This is a genomic window from Arthrobacter sp. SX1312 (genome assembly GCF_002929295.1).
Taxonomy (GTDB): domain Bacteria; phylum Actinomycetota; class Actinomycetes; order Actinomycetales; family Micrococcaceae; genus Arthrobacter_D.
Genome location: NZ_PJIM01000002.1, coordinates 159,550 through 175,973, shown reverse-complemented (window position 1 = coordinate 175,973; position 16,424 = coordinate 159,550). Strand labels below are relative to the sequence as shown.

At 70.5% G+C, this 16,424-nt stretch carries 14 protein-coding genes, 1 tRNA gene and 1 other RNA gene; 10 read left to right on the top strand and 6 right to left on the bottom strand.

The window, feature by feature from the left end:
- Positions 1-75: 75 nt before the first annotated feature.
- From CXQ92_RS08185 to ffs, 3 genes are all read right to left on the bottom strand, one after another.
- Positions 76-4,050 carry a DNA polymerase III subunit gamma and tau gene (locus CXQ92_RS08185; RefSeq protein WP_104167102.1) on the bottom strand — a complete coding sequence of 1,325 codons (3,975 nt, stop codon included), beginning with the start codon at positions 4,048-4,050 and terminating at the stop codon, positions 76-78.
- Positions 4,047-5,000: a tRNA glutamyl-Q(34) synthetase GluQRS gene (gene gluQRS, locus CXQ92_RS08180; protein WP_104167100.1), complete on the bottom strand. Its 954-nt coding sequence runs from the start codon at positions 4,998-5,000 to the stop codon at positions 4,047-4,049. The genes CXQ92_RS08185 and gluQRS overlap by 4 nt, the downstream gene beginning before the upstream one ends.
- Positions 5,001-5,039: 39 nt before the next feature.
- Positions 5,040-5,135: signal recognition particle sRNA small type (ffs, locus tag CXQ92_RS08175), an RNA gene on the bottom strand.
- A 136-nt stretch (positions 5,136-5,271) separates the two neighbouring features.
- Between ffs and CXQ92_RS08170 the strand changes: the two genes are divergently transcribed.
- A tRNA-Ser gene (locus CXQ92_RS08170) sits at positions 5,272-5,356 on the top strand.
- Between the two features lie 139 nt (positions 5,357-5,495).
- Here the strand turns inward: CXQ92_RS08170 and CXQ92_RS08165 are convergent.
- Together CXQ92_RS08165 and CXQ92_RS08160 are read right to left on the bottom strand one after the other, a co-directional pair.
- Positions 5,496-6,743, bottom strand: a complete 1,248-nt coding sequence (locus CXQ92_RS08165; protein ID WP_104167098.1) for a nucleotide disphospho-sugar-binding domain-containing protein — start codon at positions 6,741-6,743, stop codon at positions 5,496-5,498.
- Between the two features lie 66 nt (positions 6,744-6,809).
- Positions 6,810-7,712 (bottom strand): oxygenase MpaB family protein, encoded by a 903-nt coding sequence (locus CXQ92_RS08160; protein WP_104167096.1) that lies wholly within the window; start codon positions 7,710-7,712, stop codon positions 6,810-6,812.
- A gap of 153 nt (positions 7,713-7,865) precedes the next feature.
- Between CXQ92_RS08160 and CXQ92_RS08155 the strand changes: the two genes are divergently transcribed.
- Positions 7,866-8,369: a glutathione peroxidase gene (locus tag CXQ92_RS08155; RefSeq protein WP_104167094.1), complete on the top strand. Its 504-nt coding sequence runs from the start codon at positions 7,866-7,868 to the stop codon at positions 8,367-8,369.
- 29 nt (positions 8,370-8,398) lie between these two features.
- Here CXQ92_RS08155 and CXQ92_RS08150 read toward each other — a convergent pair whose 3' ends face one another.
- Positions 8,399-9,319, bottom strand: coding sequence for a hypothetical protein (locus tag CXQ92_RS08150; RefSeq protein WP_258069817.1), 921 nt, complete (start codon positions 9,317-9,319; stop codon positions 8,399-8,401).
- Between the two features lie 133 nt (positions 9,320-9,452).
- Between CXQ92_RS08150 and CXQ92_RS08145 the strand changes: the two genes are divergently transcribed.
- The 8 genes from CXQ92_RS08145 to CXQ92_RS08110 all read left to right on the top strand — a co-directional run bounded on the left by CXQ92_RS08145 (position 9,453) and on the right by CXQ92_RS08110 (position 16,377).
- Positions 9,453-10,457 carry a LacI family DNA-binding transcriptional regulator gene (locus tag CXQ92_RS08145; RefSeq protein ID WP_258069816.1) on the top strand — a complete coding sequence of 335 codons (1,005 nt, stop codon included), beginning with the start codon at positions 9,453-9,455 and terminating at the stop codon, positions 10,455-10,457.
- A complete protein-coding gene (locus CXQ92_RS08140) occupies positions 10,454-11,983 on the top strand; it encodes a sugar ABC transporter ATP-binding protein (RefSeq protein ID WP_104167090.1) in 1,530 nt (509 codons plus the stop codon). The genes CXQ92_RS08145 and CXQ92_RS08140 overlap by 4 nt, the downstream gene beginning before the upstream one ends.
- Complete coding sequence (locus CXQ92_RS08135) at positions 11,980-12,954, top strand: ABC transporter permease (RefSeq protein ID WP_104167088.1); 975 nt, start codon at positions 11,980-11,982, stop codon at positions 12,952-12,954. The genes CXQ92_RS08140 and CXQ92_RS08135 overlap by 4 nt, the downstream gene beginning before the upstream one ends.
- 69 nt (positions 12,955-13,023) lie before the next feature.
- The gene (locus CXQ92_RS08130) at positions 13,024-13,965 is read left to right on the top strand and encodes a substrate-binding domain-containing protein (protein ID WP_104167086.1); all 942 of its coding nucleotides are present in this window, start codon (positions 13,024-13,026) and stop codon (positions 13,963-13,965) included.
- Entirely contained in the window at positions 13,962-14,909 is a 948-nt protein-coding gene (locus CXQ92_RS08125) for a ribokinase (protein ID WP_104167084.1), read from the top strand. The genes CXQ92_RS08130 and CXQ92_RS08125 overlap by 4 nt, the downstream gene beginning before the upstream one ends.
- On the top strand, positions 14,906-15,289 hold the full coding sequence (gene rbsD, locus CXQ92_RS08120; RefSeq protein WP_104167082.1) for a D-ribose pyranase: 384 nt from the start codon (positions 14,906-14,908) through the stop codon (positions 15,287-15,289). The genes CXQ92_RS08125 and rbsD overlap by 4 nt, the downstream gene beginning before the upstream one ends.
- Before the next feature lie 121 nt (positions 15,290-15,410).
- Positions 15,411-15,710: a type II toxin-antitoxin system VapB family antitoxin gene (locus tag CXQ92_RS08115; protein WP_104167080.1), complete on the top strand. Its 300-nt coding sequence runs from the start codon at positions 15,411-15,413 to the stop codon at positions 15,708-15,710.
- Entirely contained in the window at positions 15,703-16,377 is a 675-nt protein-coding gene (locus CXQ92_RS08110) for a LytR C-terminal domain-containing protein (protein ID WP_181033596.1), read from the top strand. The genes CXQ92_RS08115 and CXQ92_RS08110 overlap by 8 nt, the downstream gene beginning before the upstream one ends.
- Positions 16,378-16,424: the final 47 nt, after the last annotated feature.

The window sequence follows — 16,424 nt, the reverse complement described above, 5'->3', positions numbered from 1 at the left end:
TGTGGGGCGCCCGCGGGGAGGCGGCGGTGTTACGCCCTGAGCGTGGGCGCGGGCGGTCCTGCTGCCGGGCGCGGCCTACTGTCCGTCGATGCTGCGTTCCTCGATGAGGCGCCCGTTGAGGATGCGCTCGATCGCGGTCCGTCCCACGAGTCCCGATTCCTCGATGGTCTCGTCGTCCGCGCTTGGCTCGTCCTCCACGAAGCGGAGATCGACCGCGCCCCGTGTGGCAGCTGCCTCCTCGGCGCGCTTGCGTTCTGCTTCGTCGAGCAGCTGCTGGTAGCGGCTGACCGGCTTCTGCCGGACGTCGCCGGCTGCGACCGGTCCGGGCCCACCGGGCACAGACGACGTGCCCGGTGCCGCCGTGTCGGGTGCGGACGACGGCGTCGGGGCGGCGGCAGCGGGGGCGGGTGCCGCGAATCTGGGCACGACCGGCGTCCTGGGCTGAGTGGGAGCCGTGATGCGTGCGGCGGGAGGCTGGTGTGCCGTCCCCGCTGCGGTGAATCCCGCGCCGGGCGACGGCGTCCCGTCACCTCCGGCAGCCGGTGGCGCCGCAGCGCCCGGGGGGCTCCAGATGACGGATCGGGATGCCGTGGGTCCCGGGGCTGGACTCGCGGCCGCTCCTTCCGGTGCGGCGCGGGAGCCGGAGGCGTTTGGGTTCTGGGACATCGGGGCACGCTGGGAGCGCTGGGGGGCCGGACCTCGGCCGCCCGGGGTGTCGGGTGCGGGGGTAGTAGGCAGCTGAACGCCTCCGGCTCCGCGCGGTCCTGCGGTACGACGGTCGGAGGGATCCTCCGGGACGGAATCCCAGCCCGGACCGGGATCGTACGCGTCCTCGGGAGGTTCGACGAGGGCCCAGGAATCGTCCGACATGGACGGGTCCCAGGCACCGACGGTCTCCGCGCCGGCCGGAGCGGACGCTGCGCGTTCGGCCGGGCGGGTGCCACGGTCGGCGCCCGCGTCCGGCACCGGACCCCTCGGGCGGGACGGCATCGTGGCGTCACCGGAGCCCCGGCGCGTTGCAGGTGCAGCAGCGGACGTCGCGGTGCTGGAACGGTCGGGCTCCGCAGCGGGTGTCGGGCGGGTGTCGGAGGACTGCCGGGCCTGCGGCGCGGCCGGTGCGAGGTCCCGTTCCGGGTGGAGGGCACCTTCGGCGTCCGCGGTCGCTCCCGCGGTGTTCGCGCGGTTCGGAGTGGGCGCATCGCCCGTGACCGGCGGGGGTGCGGGGGTGCCGGTCCGGTGTGCGTCGCCGGCAGCGGTCGCGGTGGGTGCCGGACGGGTGGCGGTCGCCGCCGGGACGGAGGAGGGATCGTCAGGGCTCGGTGATGCCTGGGCGTCGGCTGATCCCGCGTCCGGGTGGCCTGCCTCGTCGGGGGTGCCGGCCGGGAGATTATGCGCCGCATCGCCCGATGGCCGCGGGGGCGTGGCCTCGGCCGTCCCGCCGTCCCGCGGTCCCGGGGTCGTGGACGACGACGGCGCAGCATCGCCGGCTCCGGCGTCACCCTGCGCAGGACCGCCGGCTCCGGTCCGCGGCACAGGGCCGGCGGGCGATGACGAAGCTCCCGGGTCCGCGTGCTGGGCGGACCCTGCGTCCGGAGACGGTCGAGCGTCATCCCGGGGGGCGGTCGGGTCGCTTTCGCGCGCCGACGCCGAGGAAGCGGGGCCCGGGCTGCTACCCGGGCCCGCCGTGCGGGCCGGTACTTTTGGGCCCGACTCACCCGACCCGCCGGCGTCGTGGACGGCTTCGATGGAGCAGGTGAGGCCGAGGACCTTGTGGATCGCCTGCTTCACGTTGTCCATGTGGGGTCCACGCTGGAACCCGATGGCGTTGCCCTGGTTCACGAAGGCGAGGACCAGCTGGTTGCCCTCGAACGACCGCGGCTTGGCCGAGACGTTCACGATGAGCCAGGTGGCGCGTTTGATGTGCGCGACCTCGTCCATGATCTCGGGCCAGGCCCGTCGGATCATCTCGACGTTGCCGCCGGACCCGGCGGGCTGCCCCTGCTGGCCCGGTTCGGGCTGCCGGGATCCCTGCTGCGGCCTTGCCGGACCGCCCGGAGTCTGTGCCGGCTGACCCGGGGACGGGGTCTGCTCCCGTGCCGCATGGGACTGCCGACCGGAATCGGCGCTCGGCTGCCGGCTCTCGTGGCCGGACGTTTGCGGGCCCTGAGCGGCAGGGCTCCGCGAACCGTCTTCGACGGAGGAGGCCTGCTCCGCGGGGACCGCCCCCGATGTGGCGCCCCGTGGGTCGGGCCTGCGCTCGTCGGCTGCCGGGTGCTCCTTGCGGTCGTCGGCGCTCACCGAGGGGTCCAGCGCCGAGGGGGCCGTCGCCGAGGTGTCCGCCGCCGCGACGTCCAGCGCCGAGGTGTCCGCCGTCGTGACCCCTGGAGGCGGGGTCGCCCCGGTGGTTCCTGCTGCGCCGGCCGCGTCCGGAGAGCCTGCTGCCTCCCGCATGCCTGCGGTGGTCGGAGCGCCTGGTGTGCCTGGAGCGCCGGGTGTGCCTGGAGCGCCGGGTGTGCCTGACTCGCCGGGGGCGCCCGCCACGGGACGCGCCGGCGTCTTCGCATCGGAGCCCGGGTCGGCGAAGGCGGAGTCGGTGGAGACGCCCCAGTTGCCGCCCCAGTCGGGCGAGGAGTCCGCTGCCGGCGATTTCGCCTGCTGGTCACGTGCGGCGGCCGGGATCGCGGGGGACTGCGCGCCGGGAGCGGCGGCGGGCACTGCAGGAGCGGAAGGATCGGCGACCGGCAGCGACCAGCGGGCTGCGGCCTCCTCGGCCGTCCGGGGGACGCCGTCGAGCCGTGGACGCGGTGGTCTCGTCGGCTCGGCCGCAGCGACCGGAGTGGGTTCAGCGGCGGGTTCGCTGCCGCTGTCGGCAGCGGGCGTCCCGGCGGCGTACTCGAGGCGACGCTCGATGCGGTCCACCCGCGCGAGCGTACCGCGGACCGAGGCGTCCGCCGCGGGGAGCAGCAGGCGTGCGCACAGCAGTTCGAGGTGCAGCCGCGGCGACGTGGCGCCGGTCATCTCGTTCAGGGCCGCATTGGTGACGTCGGCGGCGCGGGACAGCTCGCCGGCACCGAGCTGGTTCGCCTGCGTGCGCATGCGGTTCAGCTGGTCGTCGGGGACGCCGCGCAGGACGGACGCGGCACCCTCGGGGACCGCGTTGATGACGATCAGGTCGCGGAACCGCTCCAGCAGGTCCTCCACGAATCGCCGGGGGTCGTGCCCGGTCTGGATCACGCGGTCCACGGCGTTGAACACCGTTGCGGCGTCGCCGGCCGCCACGGAGTCGACGACGTCGTCGAGCAGGGTCGCATGCGTGTAGCCGAGGAGCGAGACGGCGAGCTCGTAGTCTAGCCCGGACTCGCTCGCGCCGGCCATGAGCTGGTCGAGCACGGACAGGGAGTCGCGGACGGAGCCGCCGCCGGCACGGACCACGAGCGACAGGACTCCCGGCGCCACCGGCACGTTCTCCTGGCGGCACAGCAGCTCGAGGTAGGCCATGAGGGGTTCGGGCGGGACGAGCCGGAAGGGGTAGTGGTGCGTCCGCGAACGGATGGTGCCGATCACCTTGTCCGGCTCGGTGGTCGCGAAGATGAAGAGGATGTGCTCCGGCGGCTCCTCCACGATCTTCAGCAGTGCGTTGAAGCCCGCCGACGTGACCATGTGGGCCTCGTCGATGATGAAGATCTTGAACCGGTCACGGACGGGGGCGAAGGTGGCGCGCTCGCGGAGATCGCGTGCGTCGTCGACGCCACCGTGGCTCGCGGCGTCGATCTCGATGACGTCCAGGCTGCCCGAGCCGTTCCGGGCGAGTTCGACGCAGCTGTCGCAGACACCGCACGGTGTGGAGGTAGGGCCCTGCGCACAGTTCAGGCAGCGGGCGAGGATCCGCGCCGAGGTGGTCTTGCCGCACCCACGGGGCCCGGAGAACAGGTAGGCGTGGTTGATGCGGTCCTTGTCGATGGCCGCCATCAGGGGTTCGGTGACATGCTCCTGGCCGATGACGTCCGCGAAGGTCTCGGGACGGTAGCGGCGGTAGAGGGCTGTACTCACGGATGAACCTTATCGGTTGGTGCTGATGGTTTGCATGCCGGTCCGGCGGCGGCGGGGAACAGGACGGCGGGGTCGACCACCCACGGGTGGCGCGGCAGCCGCCCAGGATCGAACACGGCGAGGGCCGAGTCCGGACTCCCGCCGGGAAGACCGAGGGAGGCCAGGATCGTCTCCAGGACCTCGGCCGGGGACCAGCCCTGCAGGGCGAGGTCCTCCAGTGTCACAGCGCCGTCGCGCTTTGCCAAGCGGCGGCCCCCGGACGCCACCGCCAGGGGCACGTGCGCGTAGGTGGGTATCGGGAGGCCGAGCAGGGAGGCGAGGTAGGCCTGCCGCGGGGCCGATTCGAGGAGGTCCTCGCCCCGCACCACCTGGTCGATGCCCTGGTCGGCGTCGTCGACGACGACGGCGAGGTTGTAGGCGATCACGCCGTCGTTCCTCCGCAGCACGACGTCGTCCACCGGAGCCGTGATGCGCCCGGCCAGCAGGTCCTCGACGGTCCAGCTGTCGACGGCGGAGCGCAGCCGCAGCGCCGGGCGGCGGCCGAGGCGCCGTCGGGCCCGCTCGTCCTCGCTGAGAGCGCGGCACGTGCCGGGGTAGAAGCCGGGCCGGCCGTGCGGGGCGCTCGCTGCTTCGGCGACGTCGCGCCGCGTGCAGAAGCACTCGTAGGCGAGGTCCCGGGCGATGAGCTGCTCCAGCGCCGAGGTGTACCGGTCGAGGCGCCCGCTCTGACGGAGGACCGGCTCGTCGGATGCGAGGCCCAGCGCCGCGAGTTCGGCGAGCTGCTCCGCCTCGGCGCCGGCGCGGACCCGGTCCAGGTCCTCCACCCGGATCAGGAACCGGCGTCCGGTGGAGCGGGCGAAGAGCCACGCGAGGACGGCCGTGCGGAGGTTGCCGACGTGCAGCCGGCCGGAAGGGCTCGGGGCGAAGCGGCCGGCGCCCGTGTCTGCCACCGTGGAACCTCCCGCTGCCCGCGTCCCTAAAGTCCTTAAAATGAAGACCCCCCATGCACCTGCCAGAGCCCGCTTACCCTTGCTACCTTCCGGTCCTGGGGGAGTTCACAGGATGACACCACATGAGGGGCCGGGAAATAGTCTACACAGTGGATCGCGTGGCGTTCGAATCCGCGGAGCAGGGCGGGAGAAGCGCCGCCGTCGCCCCGCGATATCCCGGCGATTCGGCGTGAGCCGGTTGTATGGGTATTCTGGTATCTGCTCCAAATGAGGAGGATTCGCCTAGCGGCCTATGGCGCACGCCTGGAACGCGTGTTGGGTTCACGCCCTCGGGGGTTCAAATCCCCCATCCTCCGCTTGTGGCTCGACAAGGAACACCCCGGTCTTCGGACCGGGGTGTTCCTTTTTGTCTGGGTGGGTGGTCGCGAACGGAGGCCACGGACCACCCCGCACCGGCGGGCTGCCGCGGTCCTACCGGTACCGTGCCGAACCGGCTCAAACGCTCGAGCGCGCGGGTCGCAGGTGTCCCTGGATGGCCCGCGCGGCCGCGGCGGGCCCGTCCTCGTCCGCATGGAGCAGGCGTTCCCGTTCGGCCGCAGCGCGGAAGGACCCGTCGGTGAGCAACCGCCGCACGGCGCCGGCGAGGTGCTCGGTGCCTGCATCCCGGGGCGACACCTCGATCGCGTTGCCCTGCCGCACGCACGCCGCGACGTTCCAGGCCTGCTCCGGCTGCATGCCGATGCCGACGAACGGTACTCCCGTCGCGCACGCAGTCTGCACCGTGCCCTGTCCGCCGTGGAGTACCGCCGCGTCGATGAGCCCCCCGAGTCGGTGTGCGGGTAGCAGGTCGACGACGTGCACGTTCGTCGGCAACCCGGCCACATCGCCGGGCGTGAGGAAGTGGCGGATGGGGGCGACGACGTTGATTTCCAGTGCGCCCAGGGTGTGGGCTGCACGCAGCGCTGTCCTCCGGTTGCCCGAGGATCCGAGCGCCAGATAGACGAGAGGCCGGTCCAAATGGGCGAGCTCATGCACCAGCTGGGGAACCTCGCCCGGCAGTTCGGCGAAGATCGGACCCACCCTGATGTAGTTCGCCGGGAGGTGGTACCCCTCGAGTTCGGAGGCCATGACCGTCAGGAGGTTGATGTCGCCCTCGAACAGGTCCAACCCGGTGCGCAGGGGGCGCACCCCGTTCTCCCTGGCGACGATGCGGAAGGCGCGCGGGGCGATCGGCAACCGACCGTAGACGAGGCGGAGGGCTGCCGACGCGAGGCCGTCGGCCACCCCGCTGAGGCGACCAGCCCCGGTGACGAGACCGAGCCGCGGCGTCTGCTCCACGTGAGGTCGGGTGAGCGCGAAAGGGACGGCGTAGAACAGCGGCACCTCCTCGGCGCGCGCCGAGATCAGCGAGGTGACGTTCGTCCCCATCACCACGGCCTCGGCGCCGGTCTCACGGAGGAGCCGACGCTCGGCATCCACCCGGGCGCGGACGAGCCCGGGGGAGAACGGATGGCGGAGCGAACGCCCCTGGTCGAGGGCCAGGACCTGGCCCTGCTCGCGCCTCGACAGGACGGGGCCGAGGTGGCGCACCTCGAAACCGGCCGAGCGCACGAGGTGCACGTACGGGGATTCGTACACCTGGAACACGGCGTGACATGCGGGGCCGAGCGCCCGCGCGATCATGATCATGCGGGTCGTCTCGGCAAGATTGAAGGTCACAGGAGCGAAGAGCAGCGTTCGCATGCCTGGAGCCTAACGCCGGCGTCGGACCGGGTATACGGTCGTCGGGCGGCTCCATCTCCAGGCTGTCTAGACGGTTCCTGCCACGCGGCGGATCCGGTTCTTCGCGGCGGCCTCCGCGGGACCCTCCGGCCCCAGCCCCAGCCGGATCATCCCGAGGACCAGCCGGACCGCCGGCCGGATCGGCAGCGGGACGGGTCCGAGGGACGGCGCCCGCAGGCCGAGCATCTCGCGGTGGCGCGGCTCCAGCGTCGCCACCGCCCCGGCGAACAGGATCTGGTACCCGAGGCGCTGGGACCGGGGCAGGGGCGGACGCCGAATGTAGGTGAGCGCCTCCTGCACCTGTTCGCTGTTCCTGAGGTCGCCGTCGAACGCGGCGAGCTGCGCCCTGAGCCCGGCGGCGGACCGCGGCGGGTCCTCGAGGCCCATCAGTTCCCCGGCCTGTGCCCATTCCGCCACGTACTGGTCCACGCCGCCCGGGATGGCCCCGCCGTATGCGGAGTGCGCCGCCACGAAGGCGTCGGTGAACGCGAGGTGCACCCATCGGATCAGGTCCGGGTCCGCCGCCGAATACGGCTTCTCGACGCCCCGGCTGTCGGTGTACGTCCCGGACACCCGGGTGTGGAGGCGCTGGACGAACGCCGATCCCTCCCGGGCTGCGACCTTCGAACCGTACGTCACCGTGAAGATCCAGCGGATGGTGTTCGCCAGTCTCCCGAGCGGCTCCTCCCGGAAGCTCGAGTGGGCGTGCACGCCGGCCATCGCGCCCGGGTGCAGTGTCTGCAGGAGGAGCGCCCGGATGCCCGCCACCGTCGGTGTCATCGAACTGTGCACCGTCCACACGGCGGAGCCGATCGGGAAATACCCGACGTCGTCGCCCTTCTCGAACTCGAACTGCCACTGCGGGATGGCCGGATCACCGTCCGTGAAGGTCGTTCGGAGCTGCGTCTTCCACGTGTCGATGATTCCCATCGGGTGACCCGTCCTGTCGGTGTCCTGCGGCGGCCTCCGGGCCGCCGTTCCTTCCAACGTACCCACGGGCCGATTTGCTCCGTCCGCACGGTGGGCCATCCGTCGCGTGCGACGATACGAAGCACGAGCACCACCGAGTCCCTGGGAGCAATCATGTCCTCGTCCGGCCTGTACGGCATCGACCTCACCATGAACGACGGCAGCACGAAGTCCTTCGGGGATTTCCGCGGCCACCCCGTCCTGGTGGTCAACGTCGCGTCGAAGTGCGGCTTCACCCCTCAGTACGCGGGCCTCGAGGCGCTGTACGGCCGCTACGCGGCCGAGGGCCTCGTGGTGCTCGGCATGCCCTGCAACCAGTTCATGGGACAGGAACCCGGGAACGACGGCGAGATCGCCGAGTTCTGCTCGAGGACCTTCGGCGTCACGTTCCCGCTGATGGCCAAGGGCGACGTCCGCGGGAAGGACCAGCACCCGCTCTACGGACAGCTGACGAGGTTCGGGACCGGGCTCCTGCCCGGCCTCGTGAAGTGGAACTTCGAGAAGTTCCTGGTGGGTCGCGACGGCGAGATCCTCGCGCGGTTCGCCCCGACGGTCGAGCCGGACGCGCCCGAGGTGATCGCCGCGATCGAGGACGCCCTGGCGCGACCCGCCGCCTGAGCCGGGTTCCCCGGGGTCGGCGCCGGGCCCTAGCCGAGGGAGGCGACGCAGCGCGCGAGGAAGGCGGCGCCCGCCTCCTCGTGGATGAGTGAGCCCTCGGTCAGGACCTCGTAGGGCTTCGGGGGCACACCGTCGGCCGGGCGGACGTCGAGGTGCGCGACGTCGTACCCCTGCTCGTGGAGGTAGTCGGCCATGGCGTAGTCGGTGCGTGAATCGCCCACCGTCCGCCATGTGCGGGGCAGGTCCATGAGCGGCGCGACCAGGGTGAGGGCGCGCTCGGCCCCGAGGTCCTTGCCCACGCGGACGGACTCGATGTCGGTCGAGATGATGGTCGGGTCGACCCGGTACTCGATGTCCCCCCGGCTGTCCGGTTCCTCCCGGTCCAGCCTGCAGGCGCCCATGTCGTGGCTGTGCATGATGTCCAGGGCGTCGTCGTCGAAGGAACTCTGGCCCTCGAGGTAGTCGGCGTTCGCCGCGTCGAGGGACTGCTCCACCGAGACCATGGCGAGTTTCGTCTCGTCGAAGAACATGAGGTGGGAGTACTTCTCCTCCACGAGGTCCCGCACGTCGTCGGCGAAGCTCGTGGGCAGCGCGAGCCCGCGGTCGAGGAAGACCTCCCCGGCGCCGTCGGCAGTGAACGAGAACCAGGTGGCACCCTTCTCGCACACGGCGTGGAAGGTCACTCCGGCCGGCAGACCAGCGGCGAGCATCGGCTCCATCACCTGCTCACGGATGAACGCATCCGAGCGGCCCGTGTTGAACACCACGGGCCAGCCCGCCGCGGCGAGCGTGAGCAGGTCGGCGATGATCCCGGCGGGGACGGTCCGCGTGACAGGGCTGGCCACGGGCCCGTCGACGTCGAGCAGGAGCCCCTGGGCGGGCTGTCCCCGGCCGGGGGAGGGCAGGGCGGGGGCGGCGGGCAGCAGATCGAGGGGGGCGTCCGTAGGCATGGGTCCATTATGTTCCGCCGCGCACGGTCCCTCCATCCGCGATCGGTTGACCAACATAGTGATGTCCGCCATACTGTTGCAATCGATTCCATGGAATCGATTCCACAATGACGTAGGGAGCAACGTGCGGTCAGTGACGATCAAGGACGTCGCCGTGAAGGCGGGGGTCTCCACTGCGACGGCATCCCGCGTCCTCTCCAAACACCCGAGCACTTCGCCTGCCGCTCGCAACGCCGTCGAACAGGCTGTCGCGGAGTTGGGCTTCCGCCCGAACGCACAGGCGCGGTCTCTCCGCAAGACCACCACGCAGACCATCGGGCTGCTCCTGCCCGACATCCGGAACCCCTTCTTCGCGGACCTCGCTCATGCCGTCGAACAGCGGGCCAGGGATTTCGGCTACGTCACACTGTTCGGAAACGCCAACGAGAACATGGAACAGCAGGAGCGCTACTTCGACGTGATGCTGTCGCAGCGGGTCGACGGCCTGATCGCCGCGCCGCAGGGGGACCGGGCCGGGCTCGTGGGCATCCTCGAGAGCGGGCTGCCCACGGTCTTCGTGGACCGCGTCATCGAAGGCACGGGTGTACCGAGCATCAGCCCCGACAATCGCACCGGTATCCGCGCGGCGGTCGCCCACCTCACCGGCCTCGGCCACCGCCGCATCGGGTACATCGCGGGGCCCCAATCCACTTCGACCGGGCGGGAACGCCTGCAGGCATACCAGGAGGCCATTGCCGCGTCCCCCGCCGATGCCTCTCCGGAGCTCGTCTACCTCGGTGACTTCCAGGCAGCCAGCGGCGCGGCGGGCGCGCATGCCCTCCTCGATCTCCCCGACGCCCCGACCGCCCTCCTCGCAGCCGACAGCCTGATGTCCATCGGCGCGATCGGTGTGTGCAACGAGCGTGGGATCTCGATCGGCTCCGAGGTCGCTTTCGTGGGGTACGACGACATCGAGGCCTTCACGCTCCTGAATCCGGCGCTGACCGTCATCGCGCACGACGTCGACGCGATGGGGCGCGGCGCCGTGGAGATGCTTGTCGACGTCCTCGCCGGCGAGCCGGCGCAGTCGCGGGTGCTGCCCAGCAGGCTGATCATCCGCGGCTCCACCCCTGAACTCCTGGAAGAAGTCGGCCCATGAGCATGCCTATCCTCTCGCTCGACAGAGTGACCAAGTCCTTCGGTCCGGTCACCGTGATCGACGGCGTGTCCGTGGACGTGCATCCCGGGAAGGTCCAGGTCCTCCTGGGCGAGAACGGTGCAGGCAAATCCACGCTCATCAAGATGATGGCCGGCGTCTACCAGCCGGACGGCGGCCGCATCCTCGTCGACGGCAGGGAGGTCGTGCTGCCGGATACAAGGGCCTCCGAGGCCCTGGGCATCGCGACCATCCATCAGGAACTCAATCTCGTGGGGTCCATGAGCATCGCCGAGAACATCTCCCTGGGCCGGATGCCCGGGCGCTTCGGCTTCGTCGACCGTCGGAAGATGAAGGAGGATGCTCGCGCCGCGCTCGCCTTGATCGGCCTCGATCTCGACGTCGACCAGCACGTGGGTACACTGGGGATCGCCCGGCAACAGCTCGTGGAGATCGCAAAAGCCCTCAGCCTGGATGCACGGATGCTGATCCTCGACGAGCCCACGGCCGCCCTGACCAATCGGGAGATCGCTGCACTCTTCAGGGTCGTGGAGGACCTCCGGGCCCGCGGCGTCGGCATGGTCTTCATCTCGCACCACCTCGACGAGATCGCCGCGATCGGCGATTCCGTCTCCGTCCTGAGGGACGGCAGGTTCATCGCCGAGGTTCCCGCGACCACTGATGAGGACGAACTCGTCCGGCTCATGGTGGGCCGGGACATCGCCCAGCAGTTCCCGCGACGCCGTGAATACGCGGGCGAGCCGGAGACACTCCTGTCCGTCCGGAACCTGTCCACCAAGGGCATGGTCAACGATGTCTCCTTCGACGTCCATGCCGGCGAGGTCGTCGCACTCGCCGGGCTCGTGGGAGCCGGCCGTACGGAGGTGGTACGCGCCGTCGCCGGCGTCGACCCGTATCTCGGCGGCTCCGTCTCCGTTCGTGGCAAGGAACTGCCCCGCCTCGACGTCGGTGCGGCCATCCGGGCCGGTGTGGGCCACGTCCCCGAGGACCGCAAGGTGCAGGGACTCGTTCTCGGCGCCAGCGTGAACGACAACATCGGCTACGCCACGCTCGCCTCGACCTCGAAGGCCGGTGTCGTGGACTTCGCCGGCCAGCGCTCCCGGGCGAAGGGCGTCGCCGACACCCTCCGTATCCGGATGCGCGACCTCGACCAGGCGGTGGGCTCCCTGTCGGGCGGCAACCAGCAGAAGACGGTCTTCGCACGGTGGATCCTCGCCGAGTCCTCGGTGCTGCTGCTGGACGAACCGACGCGCGGCGTCGATGTCGGCGCCAAGGTCGAAATCTACGAACTCATCAACGCCATCACCGCGGCCGGAGGCGCCGTCGTGATGGTGTCGAGCGAGCTCCCCGAAGTACTCGGGATGGCCGATCGCATCCTCGTGATGAGCGGCGGCCACATCTCCGGCGAACTCGACGCCACCACCGCAACCCAGGACGCCGTCATGTCCCTCGCCGTCCGCGACGTGCAGAGGGACCGCGAGGACCAGCAGATGAAGGACGAGTCATGAACACCGTAGCTGTACGCAAGCCCGCCACCGGCGGCACGAGAATCACGAAGTTCCTCGCGGACAACGGGGCGCTGGTAGGGCTTTTCGTCCTCGGGCTCGCGCTCTTCATCGCCACGCCGGACTTCCTCACGGGACCCAACCTGCTGAACATCGGCATCCAGGCCTCGGTCATCGCCGTGCTCGCCTTCGGTCTGACCTTCGTGATCGTTGCAGGCGGGATCGATCTGTCCGTCGGCTCGGTCGCTGCCCTCAGTGCCATGGGCTCCGCTTACATGTTCAGCACAGCCGCCCTTCCCGGGTGGCTCGCGTTGATCGGAGGACTCCTGGTCGGGACCCTGGCGGGCGCGGTGAGCGGATTCGCTGTCGCATTCGGACGGCTACCGTCGTTCATCGCCACCCTCGCGATGCTGAGCGTCGCCCGCGGCCTCACTCTCGTGCTCTCGGACGGCAGGCCCATCGCCACATCGCCCGCCGTGTCCTTTCTCGGCAGCAACATCGGCCCCCTCCCCATGCCGATCGTCGTCCTGGTCATCGCAGGTGCAGTAGCCGCACTGATCCTGAACTACACGGTCATGGGCCGTTACATGTACGCCGTAGGAGGCAACACCGAAGCGGCTCGTCTGTCAGGCATCCCCGTGCGGCGTGTCCTCGTAACGGTGTTCGCCCTGTCGGGCCTCTTCGCGGCACTGGCGGGGTTGCTGCTCTCCGGGCGGCTCGACTCCGCCCAGCCGCAGGCTGCAGCCGGCTACGAGTTGGACGCCATCGCCGCCGTGGTCATCGGTGGTGCCTCCCTGGCGGGTGGCGTGGGACGAATCAGCGGCACGCTCATCGGCGCCCTCGTCCTCGTGGTGATCCGCAACGGCCTGAACCTGCTCAACGTGTCCTCCTTCTGGCAGCAGGTCGTGATCGGCGTGGTGATCGCGCTCGCCGTCGGGATCGACTCCCTGCGCCGGAAGACCGGCAACCACTAGGCCACCTGACCTGTCCACCCTGCACTCCTCCCGACCCGATCCACATCCACCCAACAGAAGGAATCAACGATGAAGTTCTCCTCAACGACCCGCGCTGCGGCTGTCACGATGTCGCTCGCACTCCTGCTCGGCACCACCGCCTGCAACCGGGGTGGAGAGGCAGCGACCGAGACGCAGAGCGTCACACTCGCCGTCTCCACCCTCAACAACCCCTTCTTCGTGGAACTGCGCGACGGCGCCCAGGAAGCGGCGGATGCAGCCGGCGTGGAGCTGGAGGTCATCGACGCACAGAATGATTCCGCGACGCAGACCAACCAGCTCGCGACGGCAGCCACCAGTGGCACGGATGGCGTGATCATCAACCCCGTGGACTCGGATGCTGCCGCCGCCTCGGTGGCACCGCTGATCTCGGCCGAGACCCCGATCGTCGCCGTCGATCGTGCGGTCAACGGAGCCGAGGTCCAGTCCCTCGTCTCGAGCGACAACGTGGCGGGGGGCAAGCAGGCCGCCGACGAGCTCGCCGCCGCCATGGGCGGCAAGGGCTCCGTGATCGTGCTGCAGGGTGTTGCCGGCACCTCGGCCAGCCGGGATCGCGGAGCGGGCTTCGCAGAGGGGATGAAGGCCTACCCGGACATCGAGATCGTGGCTCAGCAGACGGCGAACTTCGACCGGGCGGAGGCCCTGAACGTCGCGACGAACCTCCTGCAGGCCAATCCGGGCGTGACCGGCGTCTTCGCCGAGAACGACGAGATGGCCCTCGGTGCCATCCAGGCCCTCGGAGCGAAGGCGGGCGCCGAGGTCAAGGTCGTCGGGTTCGACGGGACGGCCGACGGCCTGGCAGCCATCGAGGCGGGCACCCTGTCCGCGACCATCGCCCAGCAGCCCGCAGAACTGGGCAAGCGCTCGGTTGAAGTGCTCGTGCAGCTCCTCGGCGACGAGACGGTCGAGGAAGCCATCCCGGTCCCGGTGACCACGGTCAACACCGAGAACGTCGCGGACTTCGCGGGATGATCGCAGTGTCGCCGGGCGTCGTCGTCGTCGGATCCATCAACGCGGATCTCGTGGTCGCCCTCGAGCGGCACCCGCGGCCGGGTGAGACCGTGCTGGGACGATCGATGACGGTGCTGCCCGGCGGCAAGGGCGCCAACCAGGCCGTCGCCGCTGCACGGCTCGGAGCATCCGTCGCGATGATCGGAGCCGTGGGGGACGACGCGTACGCCGTCACCGCCCTCTCGGCGCTCACGGACGCCGGAGTGGACCTGCGTGCTGTCCAGCGGACCGACGGCGGCACGGGTGTGGCGGTCGTCGAGGTGTCCGATGACGGCGAGAACAGCATCGTGGTGCTGCCGGGGGCGAATGCACGGATGACCCCCGACCTGGTCTCGCCCTGGGCCGAGACCATCGGTGGTGCTGCGGTGGTCGTGGTGCAGGGTGAACTGCCGGCAGCCGCAACACAGACCGCGATCCTCACGGCATCGGGGCGCGTGATCATCAACCTCGCACCCGTCATCACCGTCGATCGCGACGTGCTGCTGCGGGCAGACCCGCTGGTCGTCAACGAGCACGAGGGTGCCCTGGTCCTCGAGCAGCTCGGGAAGGCAGCACCCGGAGCACACCGTGATGTCGTCGAGGCGCTCGTGGCCTGCGGCTTCGCGTCCGTGGTGATGACGCTCGGCGGCGCGGGCGCCCTGGTCGCCGACGGCAGTGAGGTCCTCGCTGTACCCGCGCCCGGCGTGACAGTGGTGGACACGACCGGAGCAGGCGACGCGTTCGTCGGAGCACTCGCCGCCCGGCTCCAGGCCGGGGACCCGCTCCGCGAGGCCGTCCGGTTCGCCGTCCGGGTGGGTTCCTATGCCGTCCAGTACCCCGGCGCGCAGCCTTCCTACCCGACGCTCGGGGACGAGCTCCCCGAGTTGCCCGTCGGTGGGCACGACCAGCAGGAGACGAGGACATGAAGAAGGCAGGAATCATCAACGGCCCGCTCAGCGGAGCGCTGGCCACCCTCGGTCATGGACACCTCGTGGTGATCGCCGACTGCGGCCTCCCCGTCCCCGTTGCAGCGACCGTCGTCGACCTGTCCCTCGTCCGGGGGATCCCTTCGTTCAGGGATGTCCTGGACGCGGTGCTGGACGAGATCGTCGTCGAAGGTGCCCTGTGTGCCCTGGAGGCCGAGGGGTCCGACGTCGAGCAATGGCTCGAGGATCGAGACCTGGCACCCCGCCGCATCACGCACGACGACCTGAAAGGACTCCTGCCCGCTGCGCGACTCATCATCCGGACCGGCGAGGCGACGCCGTATGCCAACGTGATCCTGCAGTGTGGAGTCGACTTCTGACGTCCTCGTGGTGCGGAGCCGCACTGCCGGCGGGTCCGGCGGCGTGACCGTCGAACCACGGGACGATCGCCTGCCCGACACGCGCGTTCCATTGGCCGAAGCAATTACTTACCCTAGAGATGTGATCTTCAAAGCAGTGAGTGACGGCCGGCCATACCCGGACCACGGATGCGTGACCCCCAAGGACTGGGCGGAAGTGCCTCCCCGGCAGGTGCGGCTCGATGAACTGGTGACCACCAAGACCACGCTCGACCTCGGGGCACTGCTCGCCGAGGACTCGACGTTCTTCGGTGATCTCTTCCCGCACGTGGTGCAGTGGAACGAGACGATGTACCTCGAGGACGGCCTGCACCGGGCCGTCCGGACGGCCCTGCACCAGCGGACCATCCTGCATGCGAGAGTCCTCGTGCTCGATGAGTGAGCAGGGCTCGCCGCGCCACCAGCGGGCGCAGGCCAGACGCGACCCGACCGAGTGGCACGGCCAGCGGATCGTGACCGAGACGGATCTCGGCGCCGTGTTCCCGGAGGACGACGCCGATCGCCGCCGGCGGGTGTCGATGCGCAGGATCCTCCATGGCGTCGTCCTCGTGCTCCTCCTGGGGCTCGTGATCGCCGCCGTGTACGTCGCCCTGGGGGTTGCGCGCGGAGACATCGGCACCGGCGCGCCCGAAGCGGTTCCCGAACCGACGTCGACGTGCCCCGCCGGTCCGTTCGACTACCAGGACCCGAGCGCCATCACCGTCAACGTCTACAACAGCACGAGCATCGACGGACTCGCCGGCATCGCCGCGGAACAGCTCCGCGGCCGCTCCTTCGCGGTGCGGGACATCGCCAACAGGCCGGTCGACCGCACCGGGATGACGGCAATCATCGTCTCGGGCGAGGCCGGCCGCGCCAACGCCTTCACCCTGCAGCGCACCATCCCCGACTCGATCTACGTGGCCGACGAGCGCGAGGACCGGACGGTCGACGTCGTCCTCGGTTCCGGCTACGCGGGAGTCGTCCCGCCCGAGCGGATCGACGTCACGCCGGCCGGGCTGTCCTGTGCCCCGGAAGAAGGCCCCACGGCCGCACCCACGGCCCCGTAGGCCTGATCGCGGAGGGAGGGACGGCGCCCTGGACGCCGTCCCTCCCT

What these genes read in the sequence shown, in the direction of transcription:
- CXQ92_RS08110 (WP_181033596.1), top strand. Translation starts at nt 15,703, where the DNA reads ATGAGTGAGCAGGGCTCGCCGCGCCACCAGCGGGCGCAGGCCAGACGC.
- CXQ92_RS08140 (WP_104167090.1), top strand. Translation starts at nt 10,454, where the DNA reads ATGAGCATGCCTATCCTCTCGCTCGACAGAGTGACCAAGTCCTTCGGT.
- CXQ92_RS08160 (WP_104167096.1), bottom strand. Translation starts at nt 7,712, where the DNA reads ATGGGAATCATCGACACGTGGAAGACGCAGCTCCGAACGACCTTCACG.
- CXQ92_RS08165 (WP_104167098.1), bottom strand. Translation starts at nt 6,743, where the DNA reads ATGCGAACGCTGCTCTTCGCTCCTGTGACCTTCAATCTTGCCGAGACG.
- CXQ92_RS08155 (WP_104167094.1), top strand. Translation starts at nt 7,866, where the DNA reads ATGTCCTCGTCCGGCCTGTACGGCATCGACCTCACCATGAACGACGGC.
- rbsD (WP_104167082.1), top strand. Translation starts at nt 14,906, where the DNA reads ATGAAGAAGGCAGGAATCATCAACGGCCCGCTCAGCGGAGCGCTGGCC.
- CXQ92_RS08130 (WP_104167086.1), top strand. Translation starts at nt 13,024, where the DNA reads ATGAAGTTCTCCTCAACGACCCGCGCTGCGGCTGTCACGATGTCGCTC.
- CXQ92_RS08125 (WP_104167084.1), top strand. Translation starts at nt 13,962, where the DNA reads ATGATCGCAGTGTCGCCGGGCGTCGTCGTCGTCGGATCCATCAACGCG.
- CXQ92_RS08150 (WP_258069817.1), bottom strand. Translation starts at nt 9,319, where the DNA reads ATGCCTACGGACGCCCCCCTCGATCTGCTGCCCGCCGCCCCCGCCCTG.
- CXQ92_RS08135 (WP_104167088.1), top strand. Translation starts at nt 11,980, where the DNA reads ATGAACACCGTAGCTGTACGCAAGCCCGCCACCGGCGGCACGAGAATC.